Source organism: uncultured Bradyrhizobium sp. (genome assembly GCF_936928535.1).
Taxonomy (GTDB): domain Bacteria; phylum Pseudomonadota; class Alphaproteobacteria; order Rhizobiales; family Xanthobacteraceae; genus Bradyrhizobium.
Map to the genome: position 1 here is coordinate 1 of NZ_CAKZHY010000122.1, position 22,534 is coordinate 22,534.

20 protein-coding genes are annotated in these 22,534 nt (G+C 64.8%); 6 read left to right on the forward strand and 14 right to left on the reverse strand.

Translation table 11 applies throughout. The annotated features are described in order from the left end of the window. Window positions 1–425: DUF2155 domain-containing protein (locus tag Q0687_RS25005; protein ID WP_298882833.1), on the forward strand; the 425-nt coding region annotated here is incomplete at its 5' end. A 38-nt stretch (window positions 426–463) separates the two neighbouring features. On the opposite strand, the gene aat is transcribed toward Q0687_RS25005, so the two are convergent. From aat to Q0687_RS25055, 10 genes are all read right to left on the reverse strand, one after another. Further along, window positions 464–1,144, reverse strand: coding sequence for a leucyl/phenylalanyl-tRNA--protein transferase (aat, locus tag Q0687_RS25010; protein WP_298882835.1), 681 nt, complete (start codon window positions 1,142–1,144; stop codon window positions 464–466). 59 nt (window positions 1,145–1,203) lie between these two features. Then, window positions 1,204–2,310: a histidine kinase dimerization/phosphoacceptor domain -containing protein gene (locus Q0687_RS25015; RefSeq protein ID WP_298882837.1), complete on the reverse strand. Its 1,107-nt coding sequence runs from the start codon at window positions 2,308–2,310 to the stop codon at window positions 1,204–1,206. Beyond that, window positions 2,307–2,747, reverse strand: coding sequence for a response regulator (locus tag Q0687_RS25020; RefSeq protein WP_298882840.1), 441 nt, complete (start codon window positions 2,745–2,747; stop codon window positions 2,307–2,309). The genes Q0687_RS25015 and Q0687_RS25020 overlap by 4 nt, the downstream gene beginning before the upstream one ends. Further along, a complete protein-coding gene (locus Q0687_RS25025) occupies window positions 2,744–4,261 on the reverse strand; it encodes a CHASE3 domain-containing protein (protein WP_298882842.1) in 1,518 nt (505 codons plus the stop codon). The genes Q0687_RS25020 and Q0687_RS25025 overlap by 4 nt, the downstream gene beginning before the upstream one ends. Window positions 4,262–4,363: 102 nt before the next feature. After that, window positions 4,364–5,722 (reverse strand): acetyl-CoA carboxylase biotin carboxylase subunit, encoded by a 1,359-nt coding sequence (gene accC, locus Q0687_RS25030; RefSeq protein WP_298882845.1) that lies wholly within the window; start codon window positions 5,720–5,722, stop codon window positions 4,364–4,366. An 82-nt stretch (window positions 5,723–5,804) separates the two neighbouring features. Then, on the reverse strand, window positions 5,805–6,296 hold the full coding sequence (gene accB / locus Q0687_RS25035; RefSeq protein ID WP_298882848.1) for an acetyl-CoA carboxylase biotin carboxyl carrier protein: 492 nt from the start codon (window positions 6,294–6,296) through the stop codon (window positions 5,805–5,807). A 37-nt stretch (window positions 6,297–6,333) separates the two neighbouring features. Beyond that, window positions 6,334–6,801 (reverse strand): type II 3-dehydroquinate dehydratase, encoded by a 468-nt coding sequence (aroQ, locus tag Q0687_RS25040; protein WP_298882849.1) that lies wholly within the window; start codon window positions 6,799–6,801, stop codon window positions 6,334–6,336. Between the two features lie 255 nt (window positions 6,802–7,056). Then, entirely contained in the window at window positions 7,057–7,890 is an 834-nt protein-coding gene (locus Q0687_RS25045; RefSeq protein WP_298882851.1) for a DUF1236 domain-containing protein, read from the reverse strand. A gap of 233 nt (window positions 7,891–8,123) precedes the next feature. After that, window positions 8,124–8,891, reverse strand: a complete 768-nt coding sequence (locus Q0687_RS25050) for a DsbA family protein (protein WP_298882854.1) — start codon at window positions 8,889–8,891, stop codon at window positions 8,124–8,126. A 90-nt stretch (window positions 8,892–8,981) separates the two neighbouring features. Next, on the reverse strand, window positions 8,982–10,385 hold the full coding sequence (locus Q0687_RS25055; protein ID WP_298882856.1) for a M48 family metalloprotease: 1,404 nt from the start codon (window positions 10,383–10,385) through the stop codon (window positions 8,982–8,984). 173 nt (window positions 10,386–10,558) lie between these two features. Here Q0687_RS25055 and Q0687_RS25060 point away from each other — a divergent pair, with 173 nt between their 5' ends. The 3 genes from Q0687_RS25060 (at window position 10,559) to Q0687_RS25070 (ending at window position 13,813) form a co-directional block, all read left to right on the forward strand. Further along, window positions 10,559–11,746: an aminotransferase class I/II-fold pyridoxal phosphate-dependent enzyme gene (locus tag Q0687_RS25060; RefSeq protein ID WP_298882858.1), complete on the forward strand. Its 1,188-nt coding sequence runs from the start codon at window positions 10,559–10,561 to the stop codon at window positions 11,744–11,746. Between the two features lie 90 nt (window positions 11,747–11,836). After that, window positions 11,837–12,394: a biotin transporter BioY gene (locus Q0687_RS25065; protein WP_298882990.1), complete on the forward strand. Its 558-nt coding sequence runs from the start codon at window positions 11,837–11,839 to the stop codon at window positions 12,392–12,394. Window positions 12,395–12,478: 84 nt separating this feature from the next. Further along, window positions 12,479–13,813, forward strand: a complete 1,335-nt coding sequence (locus Q0687_RS25070; protein ID WP_298882860.1) for a dicarboxylate/amino acid:cation symporter — start codon at window positions 12,479–12,481, stop codon at window positions 13,811–13,813. A gap of 91 nt (window positions 13,814–13,904) precedes the next feature. Here the strand turns inward: Q0687_RS25070 and Q0687_RS25075 are convergent, their stop codons facing one another. From Q0687_RS25075 to Q0687_RS25085, 3 genes are read right to left on the reverse strand one after another with little or no spacing between them, the layout of a single operon-like run. Further along, window positions 13,905–15,137: an FAD-dependent oxidoreductase gene (locus Q0687_RS25075; RefSeq protein WP_298882863.1), complete on the reverse strand. Its 1,233-nt coding sequence runs from the start codon at window positions 15,135–15,137 to the stop codon at window positions 13,905–13,907. A 16-nt stretch (window positions 15,138–15,153) separates the two neighbouring features. Then, window positions 15,154–16,368 carry an MFS transporter gene (locus Q0687_RS25080; protein ID WP_298882864.1) on the reverse strand — a complete coding sequence of 405 codons (1,215 nt, stop codon included), beginning with the start codon at window positions 16,366–16,368 and terminating at the stop codon, window positions 15,154–15,156. Between the two features lie 46 nt (window positions 16,369–16,414). Continuing rightward, window positions 16,415–17,911: an amidase family protein gene (locus tag Q0687_RS25085; RefSeq protein WP_298882866.1), complete on the reverse strand. Its 1,497-nt coding sequence runs from the start codon at window positions 17,909–17,911 to the stop codon at window positions 16,415–16,417. A gap of 209 nt (window positions 17,912–18,120) precedes the next feature. Here Q0687_RS25085 and Q0687_RS25090 point away from each other — a divergent pair, with 209 nt between their 5' ends. Continuing rightward, window positions 18,121–18,801, forward strand: coding sequence for an XRE family transcriptional regulator (locus Q0687_RS25090; protein ID WP_298882869.1), 681 nt, complete (start codon window positions 18,121–18,123; stop codon window positions 18,799–18,801). A 68-nt stretch (window positions 18,802–18,869) separates the two neighbouring features. Here Q0687_RS25090 and Q0687_RS25095 read toward each other — a convergent pair whose 3' ends face one another. After that, on the reverse strand, window positions 18,870–21,020 hold the full coding sequence (locus tag Q0687_RS25095; protein WP_298882872.1) for a ribonuclease E/G: 2,151 nt from the start codon (window positions 21,018–21,020) through the stop codon (window positions 18,870–18,872). On the opposite strand from Q0687_RS25095, the gene Q0687_RS25100 reads away from it, so the two are divergent. Continuing rightward, on the forward strand, window positions 20,976–21,818 hold the full coding sequence (locus Q0687_RS25100; protein ID WP_298882875.1) for a hypothetical protein: 843 nt from the start codon (window positions 20,976–20,978) through the stop codon (window positions 21,816–21,818). The two genes, Q0687_RS25095 and Q0687_RS25100, sit on opposite strands and share 45 nt — an antisense overlap. Window positions 21,819–22,534 lie beyond the last annotated feature (716 nt).

Below are 22,534 nucleotides of genomic sequence, written 5' to 3' on the forward strand. Positions count from 1 at the left end.
AGTTCGGCGCGCTGCGGGTGAAGACCGATGCCTGTTACACGCGGCCCGCGACCGAAGCCGCCAACACCGACGCGTTCGTCGAGGTCGACGAGATCACCTTGCAGGGCGAGGTGAAGCGGATCTTCTCCGGCTGGATGTTTGCTGCAAGCCCCGGCCTGCACGGCGTCGAGCATCCGATCTACGACATCTGGCTGACCGATTGCAAAGAGCCACAGCAGACCATTGCGACGGCGGCACCCGATCCCGCGACCAAGCCGGCTCCGCCGCCGCCGCCTCCGGCGCAGAAGAGGGCCGCGCCGAAGCAGGCCGTGCAGCGTGCGCCGCAGCCCCTGCCGCCACCACAGCAGCCGCAGGCGGCCCCGCCGCCACCTCCGCCGCCGGAGCAGCGGCCGGGCCTGTTCGGTATCCCAGGGTTTGGCCGCTAGGCCAAATCCCCCAGGGTTTGGCAGCCGGTAAGGCTGATCTATTGGCGCGAGGCGATGATCTCGAGCGCGCGTGCACCCGGAATCGCTTCGCCTTTGGAGAGCCGCAGGAAATCTCCGGGCTCGCCGGCGAGCGCCTTGTCGAGCAGCGCGGTGTAGCGCCGCCGCGAGATTTCGGACGCACCGAAGCTCTTGAGATGCTCGGTGACGTATTGCGTGTCGAGCAATTCAAAGCCGCCATGGATGAGGCGCGCGACCAGATGCACCAGCGCTACCTTGGAGGCATCGCGCGCGGTGTGGAACATGCTCTCGCCGAAGAAGGCGCGCCCCAGGCTCACGCCATAGAGACCGCCGACGAGGTCGTCACCCTGCCAGGCCTCGACGCTGTGACAATGGCCGAGCTCGTAGAGGCCGCCATAGAGGTCGCGGATGCGCTTGTTGATCCAGGTGTCCTCGCGCCCCGCTTGCGGCGCCGCGCAGCCGGCGATGGTCGCCTTGAACGCGGTGTTCACGGTGACGCGAAACGCATCCGAGCGCACCGTGCGCGCCAGCCGCGAGGCGACGCGAAAGCCGTCGAGCGGGATCACGCCGCGCATTTCCGGCTCGACCCAGAACAGGGTCGGGTCGTCAGCGCTCTCGGCCATCGGAAAGATGCCGCAGGCATAGGCGCGCAGCAGCACGGCCGGCGTGATTTCAGACGAGGCGGAGTCGCGCGAAGTCATGATCGCGACAATAGCAGGATCGCGCCGCTGGTGCGATGGGTGCGAACGAGCGGCGCGGATCAGCCCGCTGCGGCGCTGTTCGTCTTGTCTACGACGGCGGGGGTGCGCTGGAACCGCAGGTAGATGCGGGTTCCGGAATGGTTGGGATCGCGCTCGACGGTGGCATCGAGCTTGGAGGCCATGGCCGCGACGATGCGCTGGCCCATGCCGGTGGAGCGCGGATCGGCCTTGACGTTGTCGCCGACGCCGTCGTCGGTGATCGACAGCAAGAGGTTCTCGCCCTGCGAGCTCAGCTCGACGTGAATGGGCCCGGCGCCATCAGGATAGGCGTATTTCACCGCGTTCATCACCAGCTCGTTGACGATGATGCCGACGGCGACGGCGCGGTCGGGGTCGATCTCGATCGGCTCGGCCTTCACGGTCAGGCGCGACATCCGGTTACCTTCGGCGGAGCGGCGGAGGTCCTCGAGCAGGGAATCCAGATACTGGTTGAGCATCACGCTCTTCAGATCCTGCGAGGTATAGAGGCGGCGATGCACCTGGGCGACCGCGGCGACGCGGCCCATCGCGTTCGTGAGCGCGGCCTTGACCTCGTCCTGCGCGGCCGAGCTCGCCTGAAGATGCAGCAGCGACGCGATGATCTGGAGCGAATTGCCGACGCGGTGATTGACCTCGCGCAATAGCAGCTCGCGTTCGGCGGCGAGCGCCGCGTAACGGTCGCGCGAGGCGTGGATCTCGGCCTCGGCTTCCTCACGCGCGCGCTGCAATTCGGCCTGGCGCAGCGCGCCGTCGGCCGCGACATGCAGCAGCGGGATGAAGTCGCCCTTGACGTCCTTGACCAGGTAGTCGGCCGCGCCTGCTTTCAGCGCGGTGACGGCGATGCTGGAATCCTGCGAGGCCGTGACGAAGACCACGGGCGGAGCGTCCGGGATCGCCATGATCTGCTCGAGCGTCTCGAGCCCGTCCAGACCCGGCATGTACTGGTCGAGCGCCACGACATCGATGCAGCCCTGAAGGCCGGCGCTGCGGATGCGCTCGAGCCCTTCCTCGCCGCTCGCGGCATGGATGACCTTGTAGCCGCGCCGCGTCAGGCCGCGATCGACCAGGCGCGCCAGCGCGTCGTCGTCATCGATGTAGAGCAATGTTGGCGTGCGCTGCTGGTTCATGGGGCGGCGGGCGGGACCTGGATGACCGAGAAGAACAAGCCGAGCTGCCTTATGGCATTGGCGAAATTCTCGTAGTTGACGGGTTTGGTGATGTAGACGTTGCAGCCGAGCTCGTAGCAGCGCTTGATCTCCTGGCTGTCGTCGGTGGTCGTGAGCACCACCACGGGGGAGGCCTTGAGATATTTGTTTTCCTTGATCTGCTTCAGGATATCGATGCCGCTCATGTCGGGCAGGTTGAGGTCGAGCAGAACCAGCAGCGCGTTGCCCTTCTGGGCAAGCCCGGTGCCGTCGGGGCCGAACAGATGCTTGATCGCCGAGGTGCCGTTGGTGAAGGAGACGATCTCGTTGTTGACGCCGGAGCGGCGGATATTGCGCTCGATCAGCCTGGCGTGGCCCTCGTCGTCCTCGATCATGATGATGGTGACGGGCAATGTCATCGGTCAGCGTTCCGGTTGCTGGCGTTCCAATTGATGGGCAGCGTGATTGTAAACGTGCTGCCCGCGTTCAGTTCAGACGATACCGACATGGTGCCCCCAAGGCGGCGCACAAGTGCACGTACATGGGCAAGACCGATGCCCTGACCGGGCTTGTCCTGGGTTCCAGCACGTCGGAACAGGTCGAAAATCCGCTGATGATCCCTAGAGTCGATGCCGCGGCCGTTATCGCTGATTTCGAAGATAGCGTAGCCTAGCTTGGTGCGCCCGCGAATTCTGATCTCGCCGGGAACCCCGTTCTTGAGGTACTTGATCGCGTTATCGATCAGATTGGAGAAAATCTGCTCCAGCGCAAGGCGGTCACTGACAATATTCGGCAACGGCTCGATGTGGATCTCGGCCTGCGCCTCGGCCGCCTGGTGCGCCAGCGAGGAGACGATGGCCTCGATGAAATCACGGGTGTCGATCCGCTCCGGCTGAAACTCGCGCCGGCCCTCGCGGGTGAGGTTGAGGATGGCCGAGATCAGCCGGTCCATCCGGGCGATCGAGGATTTGATGAATCCGAGGGCCTCGGAAAAATCCGCCGACATCTGCTTGTCGGCGTCTTTGAGCGGAATCTCCGCGACATCGACGGGCGGGCCGCCTGCCGGCACGCCCGTGAGCCCTCCGATCCGTCGGAAGATGTCCTTGCCCAATTCCTCGAGCTCGCTGGTGAAGCCCATGATGTTGACCAGCGGCGAGCGCAGGTCGTGGCTGACGATATAGGCAAAGCGCTGGATCTCATCGTTGGCTTCACGCAGGTCTCCCGTGCGCTCGTCGACGATGGCCTCCAGATTGACGTTGGCATCGCGCAGCCGTGCCTCGGCGTCGTCGCGCGCCTGGGCCGAGCGCCGCACCAGCCAGATCGAGATCGCCGCCAGCAGCACGACCAAGCCCGAGCCGATTCCGGTCATCGACGCGGCGAATGTCTGGCTGCGGTCGGCATTCGTTGTGCGGAGCCGGAACAAGCGTTCCTCCTCCTGGATCATTGCGCCCGCGACGCTGCTGATGAGGGAGGTGGTATCGACCGCGGCGGCCTCACGGACGAGCGCGGCGGCCTTGTCGACCTGCCCCTGCCGAACATAGACCATTTCCTGCGAGAACTGGGCTAGCCGGGTCTCAATGGCCGCGCTCAGCTTTTCGATGCTCTCACGCTGCGCCGGATTGTCGCCGGTCAGGCGCGTAATCCTGTCAAGTGCGGGCACGATCGCGGCGACGGCCTTATCGTGATCGGCCTTGAAGTTCGGCTCCTGCGTCAGGAGGTAGCCGCGCGCGCCGCTCTCGGCGCGCCGGATCTCGAGCAGCAGCGTGTTGAGCTGGTTCTCGACCTCAAGGGTGTGAACGACCCATTTGTTGTCGTCGCGCGCCTTGTTGACGAGATAGACGGAGCCGGCACTGATCACGGTCAGCACCAGAAGCCCCGCCGAGAACAGCAGGATTTGCCAGACTGCGCGCCGTCGCCGCCCCTCGGCCGTCAAGACGGCCTCGCTTGATCAAATTGGGTAGTCAAAACGCCCCCTCGGAACTGTCCCCACCGTCCAGAACGCGATTGGGGCCAAAGGGTTCCATGGAAGGGGCGGTTATTTCGCCGATGGTTCCGTCTTGCCTGCGAGGTACTGTTCCAGCCAGTGGATATGGTAGTCGCCGTTGATGATGTCGTCCTGGCGGACCAGGTCGCGGAACAGCGGCAGCGTGGTCTCGATACCCTCGACCACCATCTCGTCCAGCGCGCGGCGCAAGCGCATCAGGCATTCGGCGCGGGTCTTACCGTGGACGATCAGCTTGCCCACCAGCGAGTCGTAATAGGGCGGGATTTGATACCCCTGATAGACCGCGGAATCGATGCGCACGCCGAGCCCGCCGGGCGGGTGGTATTGCGTGATACGGCCCGGTGAGGGACGGAAGGTCTCCGGGTTCTCCGCATTGATGCGGCACTCGATGGCATGGCCGATGATCTGGATCTCGCTCTGCTTGGCCGGCAGATCGCCGCCCGCGGCGATGCGAATCTGCTCCAGCACGAGATCGATGTCGGTGATGCTTTCGGTAACGGGATGCTCGACCTGGATGCGTGTGTTCATCTCGATGAAGTAGAACTCGCCGTCCTCGTAGAGGAACTCGATGGTGCCGACGCCGAGATATTTCATCTCGCGCATCGCCTTGGCGCACGTCTCGCCGATCTTGGCGCGGGCGGCGGCGGCCAGCACGGGCGAGGGGCCTTCCTCCCAGACCTTCTGGTGGCGGCGCTGCAGCGAGCAGTCGCGCTCGCCGAGATGGATCGCGCCGCCGCGGCCGTCGCCAAGGATCTGGATCTCGATGTGACGCGGCTTCTGGAGGTATTTTTCCAGGTAGACGGAGGCGTCGCCGAAAGCGGATTTCGCCTCGTTGGCCGCCGTCGACAGCGCGATCTGGAGATCAGCCTCGCTCTGCGCGACCTTCATGCCACGGCCACCGCCGCCCGCGGCCGCCTTCACCAGCACGGGAAAACCGATCTTCCTGGCGATTGACATCGCGTCGTCGGCGGGACCGACCGCACCGTCCGAGCCGGGCACCACGGGGATGCCAAGCCGCTTTGCGGTCTTCTTGGCCTCGATCTTGTCGCCCATCAGGCGGATGTGCTCGGCCTTGGGGCCGATGAATTGCAGATTGTGCTCGGACAGGATTTCGGCGAAGCGCGCGTTCTCCGACAGGAAGCCGTAACCGGGATGCACGGCGTCCGCGCCCGTGATCTCGCAGGCCGCGAGCAGCGCGGGAATGTTGAGATAGCTGTCCTTGGAGGGGGGCGGCCCGATGCAGACGCTCTCGTCCGACAGGCGCACATGCATGGCATCGGCGTCGGCGGTGGAGTGTACGGCGACGGTTGCGATCCCGAGCTCCTTGCAGGCGCGCAGGATGCGAAGGGCGATCTCGCCGCGATTGGCTATGAGGATCTTGTCGAACATGTTGTCCTGCAGCGAATGGCGAGTGGCGAATGGCGAGTAGGGAAGGCTGACGCCATTCGCTATTCGCTATTCCCCATTCGCGTTATTCTATGATCACCAGCGGCTCGCCGAATTCGACCGGCTGGCCGTCTTCGACCAGGACCTGGGTCACGGTGCCCGACCGGGTCGAGGGGATCTGGTTCATGGTCTTCATCGCCTCGATGATCAGCAAGGTCTGGCCGACCGAGACCTTGGAGCCGACCTCGACGAACGGCTTGGCGCCGGGCTCCGGCGCCCAATAGGCGGTGCCGACCATCGGCGAGGTCACGGCGCCGGGATGCTTGGACATGTCAGCGGCGGTAGCCGCGGGTGCGGCGGCAGGTGCCGCGGCATATGCGGGAGCGGCGGCCGCAACCGGCATCGGCATGGTCGCGGCGACGCTGATGTTGCGGGCGACGCGCAGGCGCAGGCCGGCACGCTCGATTTCGATCTCGGTGAGGCTGGTCTCGTCGAGCAGCAGAGCGAGCTCGCGGACGAGCGCGGAATCGTCACTGGAAAACTTTGCGGCTGCTTTGTCGTCTGGCTGGCGCGCCATGTTCTTTGATCCGAATGTTCTGGGTGAAGAGGGAGCGTCAGGCTTTGGGCTTGATGCCGATCTTGGCGGCAAGGCCCTGGATGGCGAGGCGGTAGCCCTCGATGCCGAAGCCGCAGAGCGAGGCGAAGGCCGCGCGCGCGGTGTAGGAGTGGTGACGGAAACTCTCGCGGGCGTGGATGTTGGTCACGTGCACTTCGACCGTCGGGATCTGCACCGCGAGCAGCGCGTCGTGCAGTGCGATCGAGGTGTGCGAATAGCCGCCGGCGTTGATGATGATGCCCTTCATCTTGCGCGCATGGGCCTCGTGGATGAAGTCGATCAGCTCGCCCTCGCGGTTGGACTGCCGGCAGTCGGCCTTCAGCCCGAAGCTCGCCGCGGTCTCCCGGCACAGTTTCTCGACGTCGGCCAGCGTGGCGTGGCCATACTTCTCCGGCTCCCGCGTCCCCAACATGTTGAGGTTGGGCCCGTTGAGTACGAGGATCGTGTCGGTTGCTGGTTCGGTCATTCCTGTCCCGGCGAGGTGTTTCGGCGTGGCGGGGTTATAGGTAACAAAGTGACCCAGGGGAAGCCTCGAAGGGCCTCCCTGCCAGGTTCAGGCACCTCATCCGGCGTGCAAAAACCTGTGCGGAAACTACGGAAATTGCTTGTTAACCAGTCCTAATCATGGCTGCCGGCCGCAGCCGGCAGGGCAGGCCACCCCATACGCCAAGAGCCCCTGCCGATCGCTCGGCAAGGGCCCTTTCTGGCGTCAGCGAGGCGATCAGCCCTCGATGATGTAGACGATCTCGCGGGTCTGCGGACGGACGATGATGTATTGGCCGTGCACGAAGATCACGTCATAGCCACGCCATTCCGGATAGATCTCGACGATCCGCGTCGGGAGCGGGTGGAAATGGACGGTCGCCGGGATCGTGGCGCCGACCGAGATGTTGAAGTTGACGTTGGTCGTCTCCTCGATCTTCTCGGACTTGATGGCCGACACGATCTGGGTCCGCTTCTCCGCGGGCGGCGCAGCGGTCGCCGAGGTGGCGGCGTTGCCGGTCGTGGTCTGCGACTTGCTGTCGGTCGTGGCCGGACGGTTTTCGGCATTGTTGCTCTTTGCCGCAGCACCGGCCTTGTTGTCCTCGGCCTTCATGTCCTTGGTGTTGGACTTGGTCGTCGAGTCCGAGGTCGTGGTCTTCGACTTGTCCTGCGCCGACTTTTCCTGCATCGACTTGTCCTGCGCGCTCTGGGCGTGCTCACCCTTCGCAGCGCCGGCCTTCTCGTCAGCCGCGTTCTTGTTCATCGCGCCGGACTTTTCCATGCTGCCGGATTTCTCGGCCGTGCCGGACTTCTCCATCGCACCGGACGATTTCTCTTCGCCTGACTTCATGGTGCTGGAGCCGCCAGCCTGACCGACAGTGCCCTTCTCATGGGCGGATTCCTTGCCCATCGAGCCGCGCTCGGCGGCGCCGCCCGACGACTGCGAGTGCTGCATCGGCTGAGCGCCGGCACCGCCGCCATTGTCGTTCTTCATCGTGCCTTGTGCGTTCGCCAGACCTGTGCCTGCGACGAGCGCGAGCGCGGCAACAGAGATCATAAAGCGGTTCGACATAGTCATCTCCTCACGTGTTTCTTTGCGTCATTGCCCGCGCCACCAACGGGAGGAGGTGTCACTTGTTCCGGAACATCTGCTGTTCCCCGGCATTTGTTTCCTAAACGCGCGATGAACATCCGCGCCGGATTCGCGCCAGACTCTTTGCGTCGAGATTTGTGCGGAGCCTTGGCCAACGAAAAAGGCCGGCTTTTCAGCCGGCCTCGTTGCATGCGTGGGTTGTAGGCGCGCAATCAGCAGGTCGCTTTGCCGCAGCGGGCGACGCCGATCTTTTCCTTGAGGCCGTCGAGGCCGACGGCGCCGACCACGATCTGCTTGCCGATCACGTAGCTCGGCGTGCCGTTCATGCCCATCGCTTCGGCGAGCTTGAAGTTCTCTTCGATGGTGGCGCGTACCTCGGGGCTCGCCATGTCCTTCTCGATCCTCGCGGTGTCGAGGCCGGCTTCCTTCGCCGCCTGCATGGCGCGCGCCTTGTCGGCGGCGCCGCGACCGCCGAGCAGCTTCTGGTGGAAGTCGAGATATTTCTTGCCCGAGGGATCCTGCATGCGTACGGCGACCGCAACCTGGGCGGCTTCGACCGAGCCCTGGCTCAGCACCGGAAACTCCTTCAGCACGACCTTCAGCTTCGGATCCGACTTCATCAGGTCGAGCATGTCGCTCATCGCGCGCTTGCAATAGCCGCAATTGTAATCGAAGAACTCGACGAAGGTGACGTCGCCGTCCTTGTTGCCAAGCACCACCTGGCGCGGCGAGTTGAAGATCGCATCCTTGTTCTGCGCGATGCTGGCCTCGTGCTTCTCCGACTCGGCAGCGGCCTGCCGCTTGGTGAGCTCGGTCATGGCCTCCTCGAGCACCTCGGGGTGGCTGACGAGGTAGTTCTTGATGATCGCCTCGATATCGGTGCGCTGGGCATCCGAGAAGCTCTCGGCCGAAGCCGGTCCCGTTGCGCCGAAGATGGCGAGCGCAAACAGCGCGGGAGCAAGCAGGCGCAGCGAAGGCATTGGCAAATCCTCTTTTATCCAGAGCAGGTTTCGAAAGAAGTCCCGGCGGACTTAAGCTGATGTCGTGACGTCACAATGGCAGTTCAGGCGTTAGTTGCGCGGCGGTTTCGACGCCACGATGTCGTCGGCCTTGACCCATCCGGGCGTGCCGACGGCGAAACGGGTTTTCGCACGCGTTGCGAGCTCGCGAGCGGTCTTGTTGTCGCCGCGCAAGTAGGCGGCCTGGGCCGAAGCGAGGTCCGCCTCGGCATAGTCTCCCTTCCGGCCATAGGCCATCGCGAGCTGGGTAAAGCCGAGAGGCGCTTCCGGCTCCCGCGCCACTGCGGCCCGGAGAATCCTGATAGCATCGTCCGTGTAGGCCTTATTATCGGTTCCAACCAGAGCCTGCCCAAGTAACATCTCGATGAGGGCCGAATTGTTTGAGAGTGCGACAGCCTTGCGCAGGGGGGCAATCGCGTCGGTGGGCTTGCCGCTCTCCAGCAGGGCCTGGCCGCGCACCTCGTAGAAGTACGGGTTGTTGGGCTGCACCGCGATCAGGGCATCGACCTGGGTGAGGGCGCTGCGCAAGTCACCGTGCAAATAGGTGCTGATGGCGCGGGCATAGCGCGCCGGGAGGCTGTCATTGGTCAGGGGGTAGCGGCGATAGACCACTTCCGGCCGCTCCATGAAGGCGGAGATCTTGGCGCGCACCATGTCATGGCGGAGCTGGAGCGCGGGATCGTCCTTCTTGTCCCAATAGGGGCTGGTGCTGGCGAATTGCTGGAGCGTCGCAACGCGCTCGGCGGGCATCGGGTGTGACTGCAGATAGGGATCGGCGCCGCGCGCCGCGAACAGGCTTTCGCTGGTAAAGCGCTTGAAGGTCTCGTACATGCCCTTCGGCGACTGCTGCGTCGCGGTCAGGAACTTCACGCCGGCGCGGTCGGCGTTCTCCTCCTGCTGGCGCTGATAGGACAGCAGCGAGCGGCGGATCATCTCCTGCGGTCCGGCAATCGCCGCGGCGCCGGCATTGGCCAGACCATTATTGCCGCTGTTGCCGCCGCGGCTCGCCCCCGCCGCGATGGCGCCTGCACCAAGCAGCATGGCGATGATCATCTGGGTCTGGGCACTGGCGAGCTGCTCGCGCATCTTGGCCAGATGGCCGCCGGCCAGATGCCCCGTCTCGTGCGCAAGCACGCCGATCAGTTGGTTCGGCGTCTCCGACTGCAGGATCGCGCCGTAATTGACGAAGATGCGGCGGCCGTCGGCGACGAACGCGTTGAACGAATTGTCGTTGATGATCACCATCTGGATGTTCTGCTTCTCCAGACCGGCGGCGCGAAGGATCGGGCGCGTATATTCGCGCAGCAACTGCTCGGTTTCGGTGTCGCGCAGGACCGGCGGCCCGCGGCCTTCCTGTGCGTGCGCCGCCGTAACGGGCAGCAGCGCGATTGCAGCCGCCGTGACGAGGGCAGTGAGAGCGGAGGCCTTCTTTCGCAATGCGATCTGGAGCAACATCAAACGGGCTTGCAAGCGGACTTGAATGCAGTTTTGCGATTGGTTTTGGCGATTGGCGGCGGACCGGATAAGCGATATGCCCTTATGAGCCGTATAATGCGGCTAGTCTGGGGCGCAAGCGCCCCGTTTTGCGGACCGAAAGGACCGGTTCGCCAGCGAAATAGCAGAAATCAATGCACGATGCGACATTAAGGAACCGGGTGGGGCAGTGGCTCGAGCCGTCCCGCCGCAGCGATGTCCCCCCGTTCATGGTGATGGACGTGATGGCCGCGGCGGCCCGGATCGAGGCCGCTGGCGGCCATGTCATTCACATGGAGGTCGGCCAGCCGGCGGCCGGTGCGCCGAAGACCGCGATTGCCGCTGCGCAGGCCGCGCTTGCGACGGGACGGATCGATTACACCTCGGCGCTCGGGATTCCCTCCTTGCGTGAGCGGATTGCGCGGCATTATCGCGATGCCTATGGCTGCACGGTCAGCCCTGATAGAATCGTGGTGACCACGGGCTCATCAGGCGGCTTCATCTTGGCCTTCCTGTCGATGTTCGAGCCCGGCGATCGCGTCGCCGTCACCGTGCCGGGCTATCCGCCGTATCGTCACATCCTCACCGCGCTCGGCTGCGAGCCAGTGTTGATCGAGACCACCAACGAGACGCGCCACGCACTCACCGGCGAGGCGCTGCTCGCCGCCCATCGCAAGGCGCCGCTCAAAGGCGTGCTGGTCGGAAGCCCCGCCAATCCGACGGGAACGATGATGTCCCGCGAGGCGCTGGCCGGTCTCATTGCCGCCGCGGAAGATGCCGGCATTCGCTTCATCTCCGACGAGATCTATCACGGGCTCGACTATGCGTTTCCGGCGGTGACGGCGGCGGCGCTGTCCGACCATGCGCTCGTGATCAACTCGTTCTCGAAGTATTTTTGCATGACGGGATGGCGCGTCGGCTGGATGGTCGTGCCCGACGTGCTGGTACGCCCGATCGAACGGCTGCAGCAGAACCTTTCGATCTCGGTGCCGTCACTGTCACAGATCGCGGCCGAAGCCGCCTTCGACGGCGGCGCCGAGATGGAGGAGATCAAGCATGGCTATCAGGAAAACCGGCGCATCCTGATCGAGGGACTGCCTAAGGCGGGTCTCGCCAAGTTCCTGCCGGCGGATGGCGCGTTCTATCTCTATGCAGACGTCTCGGATTTCACCTCTGACAGTTTCGACTTCGCCAAGCAGATGCTGGAGAAGGCCCATGTTGCGGCCACACCCGGCGTCGATTTCGATCCGATTCACGGCCGCTCGTTCATCAGGTTCTCCTACGCACGTTCGGCTGCCGAGATGCGGGAGGCGGTTGACCGGATCGCTCACTGGCTTAAATAGCCGCCAGTTTTGCCACGTCTTTCGGAGTGCATCTTGTCTGATCGAATCGTCCAGCCCACCGCCCCCTCGCATTCTCCTCTTGCCGCCGCGATGTGGCCGACCCGACCGGGCGAAGCCGTCGGGCGCCTGCGCGCCGTCGCACTGATCGCGCTCGGCTCAGCCTTGATGGCGCTATCAGCCAAGGTGAACCTGCCGCTGCCTTATGTGCCCATGACGTTGCAGACGCTGGTCGTGCTGACGATCGGCGCTGGATATGGCTGGCGCCTTGGCAGCGCAACCATGATCGCCTACCTCGCCGAAGGCGCGATGGGTCTGCCTGTTTTCGCAGGTCCCGTCGGTGGAATTGCACCGCTGGTCGGCCCGACCGCCGGCTATCTCTATGGCTTCGTGGCTGCAGCTTTCATCACCGGCTGGCTCGCCGAGCGCGGCTGGGATCGCAACGTCGTGCTGCTGTTTGCGGCAATGGCGGTCGGCCACGTCGTCATCTTCATCGCCGGCTTCGGTTGGCTCGCCTACGGGATCGGGCTCGGCGGGACCAAGGCCTGGTTGGTCGGTGTCGCGCCGTTCATCGCAGCCTCCGTCATCAAGAACGCGCTCGGTGCGGCGCTCGTGCCGGCGGCGTGTCGGATCGTCGATCGCCGCGGCTAGATTTCACCAGACGGAATGTTCCAATTGACAGAGCCGGCCAAGTTGATCTTGGCTGGCTCTGAGTTTTTGAGGGGGAGGGAAACAATGACAACGACAACGATGGCGGGAGCGCCGGCCGCACCAAGCGCTGCCAAGCCGTGGTATAAAGTTCTCTATATCCAGGTGCTGATCGCGATCGTGCTCGGTGCGATCGTCGGCTGGCTCTGGCCATCAGTCGCCACCAACGACTGGATCAAGGCGCTCGGCGACGGCTTCATCAAGCTGATCAAGATGGTGATCGCCCCGATCATCTTCTGCACCGTGGTGTCGGGCATCGCCCACATCCAGGACGCCAAAAAGGTGGGACGCATCGGCGTCAAGGCGCTGGTCTATTTCGAGGTCGTGTCCACTTTCGCACTGATCATCGGCCTAATCATCGGCAACGTCTTGAGGCCGGGCGCAGGCTTCGGCAGTGCCGCGGCCAACGCGAATGCCGTTGCCAACTTTGCCAAGCAAGCGGAAGCGCAGAAGTCGGTCGACTTCATCCTGCACATCATTCCGGACACCGTGGTCGGCGCCTTCGCGCAGGGTGAGATCCTGCAGGTGCTGCTGTTCTCCGTCCTGTTCGGCTTCGCCATCATGGGCCTCGGTGAGCGCGGCCATGTGATCCGCAGCTTCATCGACGATGCCGCGCACGCGGTGTTCGGCGTCATCTCCATCGTGATGCGCGCAGCGCCGCTCGGCGCTTTCGGCGCGATGGCCTATACCATCGGCAAGTTCGGCACGGGAGCGATCCTCAACCTGATGGGCCTGATCGCGACGTTCTACCTCACTGCCGCACTGTTCGTCTTCGTCGTGCTCGGCATCATCGCGCGCATCGCCGGGTTCTCGATCTTCAAGTTCCTCGCTTACATCAAGGATGAACTGCTTATCGTGCTCGGCACCTCCTCGTCCGAGAGCGCATTGCCGTCCTTGATGGAGAAGCTGGAACGGCTCGGCTGCTCCAAGTCGGTGGTCGGCCTCGTGGTGCCCACGGGATATTCGTTCAATCTCGACGGCACCAACATCTATATGACGTTGGCGACGTTGTTCATCGCGCAGGCGCTCGGCTACGACCTCACCTTCAGCCAGCAGCTCACGATCCTGGTCGTGGCGATGCTGACCTCGAAGGGTGCTTCCGGCATCACCGGTGCGGGCTTCATCACGCTGGCGGCAACGCTTGCGGTGGTCGATCCGCGCCTCGTGCCGGGCATGGCGATCGTGCTCGGCATCGACAAGTTCATGAGTGAGTGCCGTGCGCTGACCAACCTCTGCGGCAACGGCGTCGCCTGCGTGATCGTCGCCTGGTGGGAAGGCGAGCTCGACCGCGACAAGCTCACCGCGCGGCTGAACCAGCAGATCGATCCGACCGACATGGAGACCGCCGTCACGACGGACTGATCCGGAGTTGGCGGCGCCGGCCGCCGTTAGAGCTTGAAGTAGCAGGGCTGGTCGAGATTCTCGATCAGCCCTTTCTCTTTGGGCTCGCCGTCTAGAATCGTTCCGGGCGGTACGGTGTCGGATCGATCGACGGCGTCTCGCCGTTCATCATCTCAGCGAGCAGGCGCCCTGTCGCAGGCCCGAGCGTAAAGCCCTGATGGCCGTGGCCGAAATTCATCCAGAGGCCGCTGTGGCGCGGTGCGCGCCCGAGCACCGGCACCATGTCAGGCGTGCAGGGGCGGGTGCCGAACCACGGCTCCGGCTCGGCGCGCTTGCCGAGGTCGATCAGCTCGCGTGCCGAAGCCTCTGCACTGGCGAGCTGCACCGGCGTTGCCAGGGCGTCCGGCCCGGTCAGCTCCGCGCCTGTGGTGATGCGGATGCCCTTGGCCATCGGCCCCATGGCGTAGCCGCGCCCCTTGTCGACCAGCGGCAGATCGAGCGAGGCGCCGCCGCTGTAATGCATGTGATAGCCGCGCTTGCGCACCAGCGGAATCCGGTAGCCGAACTTGTGCAACAGATCGGGCGACCACGGCCCGAGCGTGACGACAGCATTGGCGGCATCGATGCGGCCATTGTCGGTGTCGACAGACCATCCGGTCGCGGTCTGCTGCAGCGATTGCGCATCGCCGAGCACGATCTGACCGCCAAGGCGCTGGAACAGCTCGGCATAGGCGGTGACAAGCGCGCCGGGATCGGACACGGTCCAGGTGTCGAGCCAGTGGATCGCGCCGGCCAGATCGTTGCGCAGGATCGGCTCGGCTTTTGTCAATTCGCTGCCCGACAGCACGCGAAACTTCACGCCGAACTCGCGGCGGTCTGCTTCGGCTTCCTTGATCGAATGGTCGAGCGCAGCGGCCTCGCGGAACACCGCGCGATAGCCGGCACGGCGGATCAGGTTGTCGGCATGGGCTTCGCGGATCAGGATGTCGTGCTCGGGCGTCGCAGTGGCGATCAGGCGCGCCCATGCCGCAATCGCTTCACGATGCCGCTTCGGCGCCGAATGCCACCAGTAACGAAGCAGCGGCTCGACGTGACGATGCAGCGACGAAAAGCTGTAGCGCACGTCGTTGGTGCGGCCGGTCGCAATGTTCAGCAGTGACGTGAGGTCGCGCGGCATCGGATAAGGCCTGACAGCTTCGGCCTGGATCATGCCGGCATTGCCGTAACTGGTCTCGCGGCCCGGCTCCCTGCGGTCGACCAGCGTGACGGTCCAGCCGCGCTGCCGAAGATGCACGGCGGCGCCGACGCCCACCATGCCGCCGCCGAGAATGATTGCGCTTTGCATCGGCAGAACTCTCCTGTCAGGCCGGCTTCGGCGCGAATCTGGGCTGCGCCGTGTTGATGGTCGCGGCGACCACGACCGACATCGCCGTCATCGCGACCAGGAAGACGAAAGCCGCGTCGAATGATCCGGTCCCGGTCACGATGAAGCCCATGATGGCCGGGGCAACGAAGCCCGCGCTCTGGCCGCCGAGATTGACCATGCCAATGCCCGATCCGATCTGGTCGTCACGCAGCAGCTTTGTTGGAAGCGCAACCACGGACGCCAGGACGAACGATTTGAAGAAGTAGACCACCGATTGATAGACGATCAAAGCGGTGATCGTTTCCGCCTTGTACATGGCATAGAGGAAGATGCCTGTTAACGCCGAGCTGCCGATCAGGAGATATTTTTCGCGCTCGGCAAAGAACGTGGTCATCACCCAGCCGCCGATTGCGGTCGCGAATGTCGCCATCACGAACGGGATCGGCGCCACCACGCCGACGGTCTTGAGGTCGAGGCCGCGCTGCTGGAGCAGATAGAGCGGCATCCAGGAATCCAGGCCCTTGTTGACGCAGGAGAGGCCGAACCACACGACCATCAGCTGCCACAGCAGCGGGTTCTTCATGAGTTCGCGCATCGGCGCGCGGGGCTTTGCGGTCACCGGTCCGACCCCGATCCGCGCAAGATGCGGAACGAAGACGAAATAGATCACCGCGAAGACGATGCCGGCGATGCCGATCGCATTGAAGGCGTGGCGCCAGCCCAGCCAGACGATCAGCGGCGCCATGATCAGCGGTGCGACCATGCTGCCGGCGTAGTTCGACGACAGCAGCAGCGCCGACATTTTGGGCCGGCTGTCCTTCTTGAACAGCTCCGCGATGGCGCGAATGCTCGCCGGGGGAAAGCCGCCCTCGGCGATGCCGAAGACGAAGCGGATCGCGATCAGCGAGGTCAGCGACCAGGCAAGGCTCGTGAACGACGTGAACAGCGACCACATCACGATGGTGACGATGACGACATATTTCGAGCCGAAGCGGTCGGAGAGCCAGCCGCCGGGCACCTGCATCGCGGCATAGCCCAGGAAGAACGCGCTGATGACGATGCCGAGATCGGCGGCCTGGAGATTGAAGTCCTTGCCGATCTGCGCCAGCGCCAGCGAGATCGCTGCGCGGTCGATATAGGAGATGCAATAGGCGAGATAGAGCAGGACGAAGGCGACGATGCCGGTCTTGCGGTTCGACAATTCGGCCATGCTGATCTCCGAGATGCCGGCGAGCCGGCGTTGATGCCTGCTTGATCTATTCCCAGGTGAGGAAGCCGGGCGCGGCCGAGAGCGGCGGCGCAGCGGCAAGCCGGGCAAGGTCGGGCACCGGCCGACACATGTTTTGATCACCCGCGAACGCAGCCTCGATGCTCGCCGCGACCGCAAGCACGATCGCATCGCCGCCGCGTGGGCCGACGATCTGCAGGCCGAACGGCAGGCCGGCTTCGTCGCGACCGAGCGGAATGCTGATCGCGGGATGGCCTGACAGCGTCACGGCGTAAGCGAGCGCGAGCCAGTGGAAGTAGGATTTCGTCGGCACGCCGTCGATCTCGGCGGGATAGAGCTCCGTCCACGGCCGCGGGCTGAGCGTGATCGTGGGGCTAATCAGCACATCGTGTATTTCGAAGAAGGTTTGATAGGCGCGATAGATCCGCGTCTGGGTCGTGGCAGCACGGGCGTGGTCCTCGAGCTTGTAGCCGAGGCCCTCCTCGACATTGGCGCGGACGTTGGGGCCCAGCATCTCGGGCCGCTCTTTGTAGTTCTTGCCATGCATCGCGAGGAACAGGCCGGCGCGCAGCACCGCGAAGGCATCATCGGCGCCAGTGCAATCGGGCGCCGCCTCGCGGCTGTCGGCGAAGTGCGGTGCGAGCTTGTTCACGCGATCGCGGAACACGCGGCGGATGGCCTGCTCGGTCGGCGCAAAGCCGAAATCCTCGGTGACGGCGAGGCGCAGCTTGCCGAGCTCTGCAGGGCGCGGCGCAGCCCAGCGCTCAGGGCGTCCACGCAGGGGCTCGCCCGGCAGCGTGTAGGCGAGCGGATCGCGTGCATCGTCGCTCGCCATCACCGACAGCATCAGCGCGGTGTCGGCGACATTGCGCGCCATCGGTCCGTCGGTGGACAGGTTGGACCAGCCGAAAGCACGCTTCTCGCTCACCACGAGACCGTAGGAGGGGCGCATGCCGACGATGCCGCAGAAGCCGGCCGGATTGCGCAGGGAGCCGCCGGTGTCGGAGCCCGAGGCGAGCGGTGCCATGCCGCAGGCGAGCGCGACCGCGGAGCCGCCGGAGGAGCCGGCCGCCGAGCGCATGGGATCGAAGGGATTACCGGTCGCGCCGAACACGGGATTGCGGGTGTTGCCGCCCGCCGCCCATTCCGGCGTGTTGGTCTTGCCGAAGATGATGGCGCCGGCGGCGCGCAAGCGCGCGACCGAGCCCTGGTCGGCACCCGGCACGTTTTCGCGCAGCAGCGGGCTGCCATAGGTCGAGCGCATTCCGGCGGTGTCTTGGGTATCCTTGATCAGGACGGGGAGCCCGTGCAGTGCGCCACGATCCTCGCCGCGCAGGATGGCGGCCTCGGCCTCTCTCGCCGCGGCGCGGGCACCCGGCTCGTCCAGGGTCACGACGGCGTTGACCGCGGGATTGACGGCCGCGATGCGGGACAGGCAGGCATCGAGCAGTTCGACAGGCGAGATCGCCTTGCTGGCCAGCAAGCGGCGCAACTCAACGGCGCTGGAATCGCACAGGTCGGACAAGGCCAATCCCTTTCAGATTATGAAAACGATTTAGCATATCGGAAAGTGGGGCCGGCGCACCAATTTTCGTCAGAACCGGCCAATTCATGCACAAATCGTGGATCGCACGCCCAGCGGCTGGCCATTGGAGGTATCCGGGGAAGCGCGACCTCGAAAAGATTGGGCCGATCAGCCAATATTTTTTCTCGGGTCCGTGGTAGAGATGCTGCATGAGCGAGATCACGACATCTGAAGGTGCCAACTCCCAGCTCGGCCAGTGTCTCAAGGCCGCCCGGCAGGCGCGCGGCCTGACGCTCAAGCAAGTGGCTGAAAGAACGGGCATGGCGCTTTCGACCCTGTCCAAGGTCGAGAACGGGCTGATGTCGCTGACCTACGACAAGCTGCTGCAGCTGACCTCAGGCCTGAAGATGGAGATCGCGGAGCTGTTCAATCCCGCGGTCGCGGCGCCCGCGCCGGGCCGGCCGGTCACGGCGCGGCGAAGCATCAGCAGGGCCGGGGAGGGGCAGCTGATCAACACGAAATTCTACACCTACACCTATCAATGCACCGACCTGATCGGCAAACGCATGGTGCCGATCGTCGCCGAGGTTCGTGCGCGCTCGTTGGACGAATTCGGTCCGCTGCTGCGTCACGCGGGCGAGGAGTATTTTCTGGTGACGAGCGGACGCGTGGCCGTCCACACCGAGTTCTACGCACCGGAGATCCTGGGTGAGGGCGATGGCATCTATCTCGATAGCACCATGGGCCACGCCTACCTCAACGCGGGCGAGGCGGCGTCCGCCAAGGGCGTCTGTCTCTGCACCAGCGAGGCCCCGGATCTCTACGACCAGCTTCGCCAGATCGCATCGCGCGACGTGGCGCCTGACGCTGATGACGAGCTACCGCCGTAGCGTATCGGCGAGGCCTTAAAACGAAAACGCCCGGCTTTTGGCCGGGCGTTTTGCATTGGATGTTCGGCTTATTCGCCGCCGCCGAAGCGGCGCGACCACCAGCCGGCGCGACGCGGGGTCGCCGGCGTCTCGACTGCCGCTTCCGGCGCGGGCTCCGGCTCAGCAGCGGGCGGAGCGACCGGCTCGGGCGTTGCCGCAACCGGGGTTGCCAGCTCGCTCGGGCTGCTCGACACGAAGCTCACCTTCTCGCGGACGGTGGAGCGGCGACGTGCCGCCTTCTCGTCGACGGCGGGCTCTTCCTCGGCGACATCAGCGGCGGCTTGAGCCGGCGCTTCGACCGGTGCCTGGTGGAATTGGGGCTCAGGCTGAGGCGCCTCGTGCTCATCAGGGGCGATCTGCTCTGAATGCGCAATCGGCGGAGCGGTCTCGCTGCCATTGCTGTCGAAATCGGCCACCGCATCGGTTGCTTCCGACGGCGGATTGCCGCCGAGCTCGTCGCCGATGGATCCCGAAAGACCTTCCTCGTTGCCGCCGCGCCGACGACGCCCACCCCTGCGACCACGCCGGCGTCGGCGGTCGCCGCTGCCCTGCTGCTCGCCACGGGCGGCCTGCTCCTCGCTGTCCTCGCCCTCTTGCTCGGCATCGGCATCCTCTTCGCCTTCGCCTGCAATCATTGCGGGTTCGGGAAGCGTCGCGGGTGTATCCTCGCGCAGCTCACCGTCGCGCTGGCCACCGCGGCCGCGACGGCGGCGGCGGCGCTTGCGGCGCTGGCCGTCCTGATCAGGTGCGGCATCGCCTGCGGCCTGCTCCTCGGTGAGACCTTCGGTCTCCTCGGTCTCGACCTCGGATTCAGTCTCCAGGTCAAAGCCGTCCTCGTCGTCATAGGCCTCTTCGGCCAGCGGCGGCGGGCTCGCGGCCGCCTGCGCTGCCAGCAGCGCCTTGGCGGCTTCGAGCGTATGCACCTGCTCGCCACGGTCGATGAGATAGGCCTGCGGGCCTGAGACGCTGGGGTCGGCGATCACGGACAGCGTGACCTTGAAGCCGTTCTCGAGGTCGCGCAGATGACCGCGCTTGTGGTTGAGCACATAGAGCGCGACGTCGGTGCGGGTGCGGACCACGAGATTGTGGGTCGCGCCCTTCATCAGGATCTCTTCGAGGCCGCGCAGCAGCTGCAGGGCCACCGAGGACACCGAACGGACGTGACCGGTGCCGCCGCAATGCGGGCAGGGATCGGTCGAGCTCTCGAGCACGCTGGCGCGGATGCGCTGGCGCGACATCTCGAGCAGGCCGAAATGCGAGATGCGTCCGACCTGGATGCGCGCACGGTCCTGCCGCAGGCAATCGGACAGCTTGCGCTCGACCGCGCGGTTGTTGCGCTTCTCGTCCATGTCGATGAAGTCGATGACGATCAGGCCGGCGAGGTCGCGCAGGCGAAGCTGGCGGGCGACCTCTTCGGCCGCTTCCAGATTGGTCTTGAGCGCGGTGTCCTCGATATGGTGCTCGCGGGTCGAGCGGCCGGAGTTGACGTCGATCGAGACCAGCGCCTCGGTCTGGTTGATGACGATGTAACCGCCGGAGCGCAACTGCACGGTCGGCGAGAACATCGCATCGAGCTGGCTCTCGACGCCCATGCGCGAGAACAGCGGTTGGCCGTCGCGATACTGCTTCACCGCGCTGACATTGGCGGGCATCAGCATCTTCATGAAGTCGCGCGCTTCGCGGTAGCCGGCGTCACCGGCGACCTGGATCTCGTCGATTTCCTTGTTGTAGAGGTCGCGCAGCGAGCGCTTGATCAGCGAGCCTTCCTCGTAGACCAGCGTCGGAGCCTGCGACTTCAGCGTCAGGTCGCGCACCGTCTCCCACATCCGGATCAAGTATTCGAAGTCGCGCTTGATCTCGGGCTTGGTGCGGGCGGCGCCGGCGGTGCGCAGGATGATGCCCATGCCCTCGGGCACGTCGAGATCCTGCACCACTTCCTTCAGGCGCGAACGGTCCTGCGCGCTGGTGATCTTGCGGCTGATGCCGCCGCCGCGCGCGGTGTTCGGCATCAACACGGCATAGCGGCCGGCGAGCGACAGATAAGTCGTCAGTGCAGCGCCCTTGTTGCCGCGCTCTTCCTTGACGACCTGCACCAGCATCACCTGGCGGCGCTTGATGACTTCCTGGATCTTGTATTGGCGGCGCGGACGGAAGGTGCGCTCCGGCACTTCCTCGAGCACGTCGTCGCCACCGACGGATTCGACGTGTTCTTCTTCGCTTTCCTCGCCGTCTTCATCGTCCTCTTCGTCGTCACCGGCGGCTTCCGCAGCCTCGCCATGCGACGCCTCTGCCGCTTCGCCAGCGGCGTAAACGGCATCGGCCGGCTCGGTGACCGAGGTCACGACTTCGGCAAACGTTTCACCATGGGCTTCGACGACGGGGGCATCGTGAGGTTCGGCAACGCTCTCGGCCGCAACGGGCGCGGGCGCCTCGTCGGGATGATGGTCGTGCTCGTGATGATCATGCTCGTGGTCATGACCATGATCGTCATGATCGTGCGCGTGCTGGTCATCATGGGCGTGGGGATGATCATGGTGATCGTGATCATCATGCTCATGATTGTCATGGCCGTGATCATCGTCATGATGGACGTGGTCGTGGCCTTCGTGCTCGCCGTGATGCTCGGCATCGGCATGCAGGTGCTCGCCCTCATGCGGCGCGCCTTCGGCGTGCTCCTGATGGGGCTGGCCCTCGACCGGCTGGGCCGCGGGATCGCTACCAGCGTCGAGACCCTCGACGATGTCGCTACGGACGCGCTCGCCCTGACCGCGGCGGCGGGCATTGCGGTGGCGCGAACGGCGGCGGCCGTGGGAGCGGTTCTCACTCTCTTCCTCGGCTTCGCGATGGGCCTGTTCTTCGGCCTCGATCAGCGCCTGCCGGTCGGCGACGGGGATCTGGTAATAGTCGGGATGGATTTCGCTGAAGGCGAGGAAGCCGTGGCGATTGCCGCCATATTCAACGAAGGCGGCTTGAAGTGAGGGTTCGACCCTGGTGACCTTGGCGAGGTAAATGTTCCCGCGCAGTTGCTTGCGTTGCGCGGTCTCGAAGTCAAACTCTTCGACGCGATTGCCGCGGACCACGACGACCCGGGTCTCTTCCGGGTGGGTGGCATCGATCAACATCTTGTTGGGCATGTCTTAACTCTTGGCGGCGGCGGGCGCGGTTCACCGTGGGCGCGAAGAGCGCTGCCGGGTGATGCGACGGTCCACCTGATTCGGGGGTGAGGGGAAGGCCGAAACGCCGTCTCTCGCGCCTTGCCGAATCGGAAGCGTCAGAACCGGAGCGGCGCGCGGGATTTTCACTCCGCAGCGTCGCGAAAGGTCCTTCAGAATTCGTCGGCACAGTCTGGCGCATCAAGCGTCGGCCCGTATGAAACATTGGGCGGAGGGGCCGCCCCTTAATCAGTTGCTGCTGGCCAGGCATGGCGCGTGCGCGCTCGCCCTGGGATCAAGAACCGCCCCCTTGGGATTAAGAGGGTGGGTAACTGGCCGTGTCGCTGTCAAAACTGTCCCGGAAACAGTGTGGTAACCGGAAACCGTTCGCCGCCGGGGCTTGCCCCGTTCCGCCTCGCTGCCGCGCACCGCGCTGGTCGTTGAGGGGAACAGAAAAACGCTGGAATTCCCGAACCTTGGGAGCTCCGGCGCTGCACCGGGAGGCTGAATGCGACACAACCGGAAATCATTGGCCGTCAGCA